This is a genomic window from Bradyrhizobium sp. LB8.2 (genome assembly GCF_040548035.1).
GTDB lineage: Bacteria > Pseudomonadota > Alphaproteobacteria > Rhizobiales > Xanthobacteraceae > Bradyrhizobium.
Window position 1 is genome coordinate 41,368 of the sequence record NZ_JBEPQV010000047.1, and the last position, 6,324, is coordinate 47,691.

Consider the following 6,324-nt stretch of genomic DNA (forward strand, 5'->3'; position numbering starts at 1 on the left):
AGTCGCAATCTTTTGGGAATGGGCAGGTCGTGAAAGCCTCCGCTAAGTTCGATGTTGTAGTCTATGGGGCCACAGGTTTCACGGGGCAGCTCATAGCCGAATATCTCGTCACGCATTACAAAGATGACCCATCGTTGAAGTGGGCGATGGCCGGACGTGATCTCGATAAGCTGAAATCGGTTCGCGATGCCACCGGCGCTCCAGCCGACCTCCCTTTGATTATGACGGACGCCAGCAGTCGGGCCTCACTAGAGGCGATGATTAACCAAACCCGCCTGGTAATCTCGACTGTCGGGCCATATCAATTCTACGGCTCCGACCTTTTGGCTGGCTGCGCAGCCACAGGCACCGACTACATCGATCTCTGCGGCGAGCCGATATGGATGCGACAGATGATCGATGCGCATGACGCAGCGGCCAAGGCGTCCGGCGCAAGGATCATGTTCTCCTGTGGCTTCGACTCTCTACCATTCGAACTCGGCGTATTCTTTTGCGAGGATACTGCGAGAAAGGCATGGGGAATACCGGCGCCCCGCGTCAAGGCGCGCATCCGTCATGCGACCCTGTCGCTCTCCGGGGGGACCTATGCCAGTACCAAAGCAAGCTTTGTAGCTGCCACCAAGGACCTCAGTCTCGTTGCGACGCTCAAGGACCCGTTTGCGCTAACGCCCGGGTTCGAAGGGCCCAAGCAGCCTGCTGGGAATAAGATCGCTTTCGATGAGGAGCTCAATTCCTGGTCCGCTCCGTTTCCGATGTCGACCATCAACACTCGCAACGTCCATCGCTCGAATATGCTGATGGGATTTCCCTATGGGAAAGACTTCGTCTACGACGAGATGATTTCGACGGGACAAGGCGAGCAAGGCCGCACCAACGCAAAGTTGGTGATGGCTGCCACTAATAAACTGAGCGGCACCGAGGGACCAAAGCCGGGCGAAGGGCCCTCAAAGGAAGAACGGGAAAGTGGCTCCTATGATATCCTTTTCGTTGCAATTGCGCCCGATGGCAGGCAATTGCGCACCGCCGTTATCGGCGATTGCGAACCGGGCTATGCCTCGACGGCAAAAATAATCGCCGAATGCGCGATCTGCCTGCTACGCGATTCGTCGGATACGCCAGCAGGAATTTGGACTCCGGGTGCAGCAATGCAGCACAGGCTGATCAATCGGCTTGTCGGTCATGCTGGTTTGAGCTTCAAGGTCGAGGGCTGACGAGAGTCAGCTTTTGGCCCGTTGCTGACCTTTGCTTACGGGGGCGCGATGTCTGCCTTCAAGAGATAAGCGGACCTCAGTCAAGCAGGTTTCGAAGTCAGCCTTTGACCCATTGCGGAAATCGTGCCTGCTGGTGAGCAGTCGATGTCTGCATCGCAAAATAATTCATCGCCGTGAGAGATCCTTTGCCATAAGAACCAAGTCGTAATAGCGGCCGGCTTGCTTCAGAGCGTTCTTCTCTACACCGTACTCCAGGAAGCCCAATCTCGCGTAAAGACTCCGCGCCTGTTCATTGTCCACCACCACGCTGAGTTGGATCAGCTCAACCTGCTTACGGGCGTGATTGCATATCGCTTCGACCAACCGTCGACCGACCTTGGCATTCCTTGCGGTGGGTCGAACGTACATTCCCCAAAGGACGCCTTTGTGGGCTTCTTTCTGGCCCTGTTGGACACCAAAGCCGACAATACCGACGAGCTCTGTGTCGCGGAACGCGCCGAGCACTGCAGAGCTGCCGAGCCGATCCGAGAACAAACTCAGCGGCTGAGCTTCTTCAACCTCGAAGGTGCTACCGAACGCTTCCGGGTTGGCTTGGAGAGCTTCCAGTCGAATGTCTCGATAGAGGACGGCGTCCTCCTGTGCGAGGCGACGTATCTCGATGTCGTCGTCGGTCATTTTTCTTCACCAGCCGGGAGGGAATATCCCTAGTGAGTTGCACAAGATAACTTCTACGATACCGCAAATCCAGAGAAGCTCGACTTCTGCTTGTGGCCCATCGCTTCCGTTCGCGCGGTGTCGCTGCACGTCGGCTCGCAGGAGCAGACCGGAAGTTTGCAGCCGGGCGCCGGTTCGGCAGCATGTGATCCGCAACGGACATTCCCGTCACTAGGAATTGTCATGAGGGCTGAGGAACTGCGGCAGCGGTGGGGTGGTGTCACTCTTAACCGGATTAGCCCGCGATCGAAACGTGTGGAAAGCATCTAATAGAAGCTTGGGCTCTCTTGGCGTAACTATAACGTACCGAAACCACCCACGGGATTTCTTGATCCTGCACATCTGACGAATACCATTGCCCAGATTGATTTGCGTTGATCGTTTGTCAAAAATCGAAGCGACCTCTATTTCCACTATCTGGAAGTACGGGATGGTCATCAGTTTGAAAGCGGCGAATAGTATCGTTAGTTGGGTATCCTCGATCGCATAATGAATGTAGTAACTGTCCTGCATTTCATGAAATTTGCGTTCTCGCTCGGCCAACGCGTTCTGCTCATCGGCCTGCCGCGCGAGCTTTGTTAACTGATCCTCCCTCGTCATCCCTTGCTCCAAAGTTTGCTAGATTGAATGGGCGTTTCCTTATCTTAGCGCGTGTACGTGGCGAATAGACATCGTCAGAGTCGTAGGCGAATTTTCAAGTCGAACTATGGGCTCGCTTTCCACGCATCGATCCAAGGCGTGTAATCTGACGGTTGCCCGGAATAACTGAGAATGTCTTGCTGAATAGCCCATAATTGGGCGCTGCTCGTCCACATCTGAGCGACGGGCCGAATCTTACTTGTATTGTCCAGAGTCCCTGCCCGCAGATTGATCGTAGCCGCAAAATTTCGTTGAGTGTGTTGGGTATAAAGTCGTGAATGACACTCACGACACGAAACCGAAATGTTCTTTTGTCCGTCGGACAATGTTCGTTCACTTCGCACAGTTTCGCCGTGATTTATTTGGAAGCCGTCGGCCGGCATCACAAGCGCTATGCTGAATGCGCTGCCGGTTCTCTTCTGGCATTGATGGCAATGGCAGATGTAAACGGTGAGCGGTTCCTTAGTAATCCTGTATCGCAGTTTACCGCAACTGCATCCACCGACCGCTGGCGCGAGAAGAATCATGAAAACCTCGAACGTATATGATCGGCGGAAGGGTAGCCGACTTCTCGTCTGGCGCCGAGCATGTCCGCTCTTGACAGCGTAGCCGACTAAACCCCTCACAGACTTAAGGAAATGATCAACGCTGCAAGTCTATGGGGGTGTCTGTTGCGGGTCCCCGCAACCAAATACTAACCCGCTATCCCAATGGGATAGCGGGTTTTTTGTTGCCTTGAATTCCTTCGGGCTATTCACCGCGTCGTCACCCTGAAAAAATTGCGCGTTGAGCGGAAGTAAATATTGCCGGCAGTTGACGCGCAGCAATGCGGGTGATCTCCCTGTTGCGACCGAAGCGGCAGCAAGCGGCACGGTAAGGGGACGTAAGTGGGGGCATCATATCCAACAAAAATTCTGCTCGCTTTCCGTAGCGGCGGGATTTGCGCGTTTCCGGGTTGCGCCAAGCCTCTCGTTTATACTGCCATCGTGGGCGATGACACGGCTGTAGGCGAAGCGGCACATATCGCGGGCGAGAAGCCGGCTGCCGCTCGCTACGACGCCACCATGACCGACGCACAGCGAGATCACGTCGATAATCTCATCTACATGTGCGAGGGCGATCATACGGTCATCGATAAGGTGCCGGCTGACTGGCCCACGGCAAATCTCTTAGCCCTCAAGGCTACGCATGAAGAGAAGGCGAGCGCCGCCATAGCAGAGGCATTTTCTGACGTTGCCTTTCCCGAGTTGCAGCACGCGGTGGCGTGGGTGTCCAGCCAACCGCCGGCCACTGTCTCGGGGCCAAACTTCGATCTCCTGCCGCCGGAAGAAAAGATCAAGAAGAATGACCTGTCTAACGGCTCCCGCCACACGATCGCGGCCGGCTTGTCATCTCGCACAACTGTCGCCGATTTCGTCGCGGCTGAAACACAGCTAGATCCGGACTTTCCCGATAAGCTCAAGAGCGGCTTTCTCGCAGAATATTTTCGCCTTCGGCATCAGGGCCACAAAGGCAACGAGCTTTTCGAGCTTATGTGTGCATTCTCCCAGCGCGGACTTAAGAGCCAGGGCGATCGAACGGCCGGGCTTGCCGTCCTCATCTACTTGTTCGAGATTTGCGACGTGTTCGAAAAATGATCCTTCCCACGAAACATATCTCGGAAAACGAGACGATCCTCGGGGTCGGCGCCACAATCCTTCAGCACTTGGACAGCCCTATTACTGTGTCTGGATTATGGGAACGCACCAAGGTTGAAAAAAATGTCGGCACCTTCGAGCGTTTCGTTCTTGCGGCAGATCTTCTATTCATCATCGGCGCAATCGAACTTAGAGACGGGCTTTTTGTCCGAGTGCAATCTTGATCCACGGTGTTTACGCAAATCATAAAGGTTTTCGGTCGGTCGAGTTTGAGGCCGGCTTAAATTTGATCGTGGCCGATCGTTCGCAGGCAGCGGGTGATAAGGACACAACCAATGGCCTCGGAAAATCAGCGCTGATCGATATTGTCGATTACTGCCTTGGCAGCGGTCCTAGGCCCAAGGAGGGCCTTCGGGTTGAGCCTTTGAAGGATTGGGCCTTTACGCTCGATATCACTCTTGGCGGCGCCAAGGTGCGCGTGACCAGACATACAATTGAGCCCGGCTTTGTCGAGGTTGAAGGCGACGTAAGTACATGGCCTGCAATCCGGGCGACGAACAAAGCGGGGCAAGTAGGTTTCGACATAAAACAATGGCGCTCTCTGCTCGGATGGGCGCTGTTCGGGGTCGGCGACAAGGCGAACGTGACGACATATGCGCCGTCGGCGCGATCGTTGCTCGCGTACTTCGTCCGCAACCATCCGCCGGCCTATCTGTCGCCGTTCACTCACTTCGAGAAGCAAAAGACCTGGGACGCACAGCTTCACAATGCTTTCCTATTGGGCCTCGATTGGGAGAAGGCCGCCAAGTGGCAGGTGTTGAAGGATCAAAAAAACGCGCTCGATGCGCTTAAGAAAGCAATCAAGACAGGCGCAATTGACGGCGAGTTGTCCTCGATCGGCGAGTTGGAGGCGCAAAGGATACAGCTAGAAGGACGACTGACCCAAGAAAATGAAGCGCTCGCGAATTTTCAGGTTCTTCCGCAATATCGACAAACGGAACAGGAAGCCAATCGGCTGACTGCGCAGATTCACGCGCTTGTAAATTCCAACATGACGGCAGGGCGACGGATCGATCGATATTCTGATAACCTGCAAGACGAAGGGGCTGCCACGCCCGATCGTCTGGAAGCACTTTATTCAGAAGCGCGGGTTGTGCTTCCCGAAGCGGTGAAAAAGACCCTTGAGCAAGCCCGGTCCTTTAACAGCGAGATCGTAAAAAACAGACGCCATTTTCTCGCAAACGAAGTCGCTGAATTGCAGGCACGCATCGCCTCACAAGAGGAGGAGTTGGAGCAACTTTCGAGCGATCGTGCGATCTTGCTGAACCTCCTCAAAGGGCATGGTGCGCTCGAAGAACTTACGGCTTTGCAAGAAATGCATGCGACCACCCGCACGCATTTCGAAGCCCTTATTGCTCGCATCAACCAACTCCGGCAGATGGCGACGCGCCTCGATCAGATAAAGGTCGCAACTGTCGATTTGAAGCGATCAGCTGAACTCGATTACGATGAGCGCCGTGCTGTATGGTCGAAGGCTTTACGCCTTTTTGCCGATAATTCAGAGCACCTTTACAAGACCCCCGGCCGCCTGCTGATAGACATCGATGATACCGGCTATCGATACGACGTTGAAATAGATGGCGGAACAAGCGAAGGCATCAGCAAGATGAAGATCTTTTGCTATGATCTGATGCTTGTCGCTTTTGCTCGCGGGCGCGGGCTCGGCATAGACTTTCTCATTCACGACAGCACGATTTTTGATGGTGTCGATCCTCGGCAGCGAGCACACGCTATCGAACTCGCGGTGCAGATGAGCGAGAAATACGGCTTTCAATACATCCTCACACTCAATTCGGATGCGCTGCCAACGGACGATTTCAGCGCCGAGTTTGAGGCCCACGATTATATCCGTCTTGTGCTGACTGACACTGATCCGTCAGGAAGCCTTTTGGGTTTCCGGTACAAAGCGAAGTAGCCCTAAACGGAAAAACCCCCTGTCGTTTGGAACCGAGGAGTTACGGTGACAGTGCTGGACTGCACCCCTGGAATGAGACACGGTAATTGCGGTGACAGCGCGGTTGCCATGATGCGTTATCGTGCCTTGTTTTGCGCGAAGGCGGTTT

Annotated in this window: 7 protein-coding genes; 4 read left to right on the plus strand and 3 right to left on the minus strand. The window is 54.6% G+C overall.

What is annotated here, in order from left to right:
• The first annotated feature begins 29 nt into the window (after positions 1-29).
• On the plus strand, positions 30-1,211 hold the full coding sequence (locus ABIB06_RS36060) for a saccharopine dehydrogenase family protein (protein ID WP_354070169.1): 1,182 nt from the start codon (positions 30-32) through the stop codon (positions 1,209-1,211).
• A 165-nt stretch (positions 1,212-1,376) separates the two neighbouring features.
• Here ABIB06_RS36060 and ABIB06_RS36065 read toward each other — a convergent pair whose 3' ends face one another.
• The 3 genes from ABIB06_RS36065 to ABIB06_RS36075 all read right to left on the minus strand — a co-directional run bounded on the left by ABIB06_RS36065 (position 1,377) and on the right by ABIB06_RS36075 (position 3,091).
• Complete coding sequence (locus tag ABIB06_RS36065; protein WP_354070171.1) at positions 1,377-1,886, minus strand: GNAT family N-acetyltransferase; 510 nt, start codon at positions 1,884-1,886, stop codon at positions 1,377-1,379.
• Between the two features lie 210 nt (positions 1,887-2,096).
• Positions 2,097-2,525 carry a hypothetical protein gene (locus tag ABIB06_RS36070; RefSeq protein WP_354070173.1) on the minus strand — a complete coding sequence of 143 codons (429 nt, stop codon included), beginning with the start codon at positions 2,523-2,525 and terminating at the stop codon, positions 2,097-2,099.
• 104 nt (positions 2,526-2,629) lie between these two features.
• Complete coding sequence (locus ABIB06_RS36075; RefSeq protein WP_502916591.1) at positions 2,630-3,091, minus strand: GFA family protein; 462 nt, start codon at positions 3,089-3,091, stop codon at positions 2,630-2,632.
• 360 nt (positions 3,092-3,451) lie between these two features.
• Between ABIB06_RS36075 and ABIB06_RS36085 the strand changes: the two genes are divergently transcribed.
• The 3 genes from ABIB06_RS36085 to ABIB06_RS36095 are packed head-to-tail and all read left to right on the plus strand — an operon-like array spanning position 3,452 to position 6,176.
• On the plus strand, positions 3,452-4,201 hold the full coding sequence (locus ABIB06_RS36085; RefSeq protein ID WP_247344097.1) for an HNH endonuclease: 750 nt from the start codon (positions 3,452-3,454) through the stop codon (positions 4,199-4,201).
• Entirely contained in the window at positions 4,198-4,425 is a 228-nt protein-coding gene (locus tag ABIB06_RS36090; protein WP_247344094.1) for an ABC-three component system middle component 6, read from the plus strand. Before ABIB06_RS36085 ends, ABIB06_RS36090 begins: the two co-directional genes overlap by 4 nt.
• On the plus strand, positions 4,422-6,176 hold the full coding sequence (locus tag ABIB06_RS36095) for a DUF2326 domain-containing protein (RefSeq protein ID WP_247344090.1): 1,755 nt from the start codon (positions 4,422-4,424) through the stop codon (positions 6,174-6,176). Before ABIB06_RS36090 ends, ABIB06_RS36095 begins: the two co-directional genes overlap by 4 nt.
• The last annotated feature ends 148 nt before the right edge of the window (positions 6,177-6,324 follow it).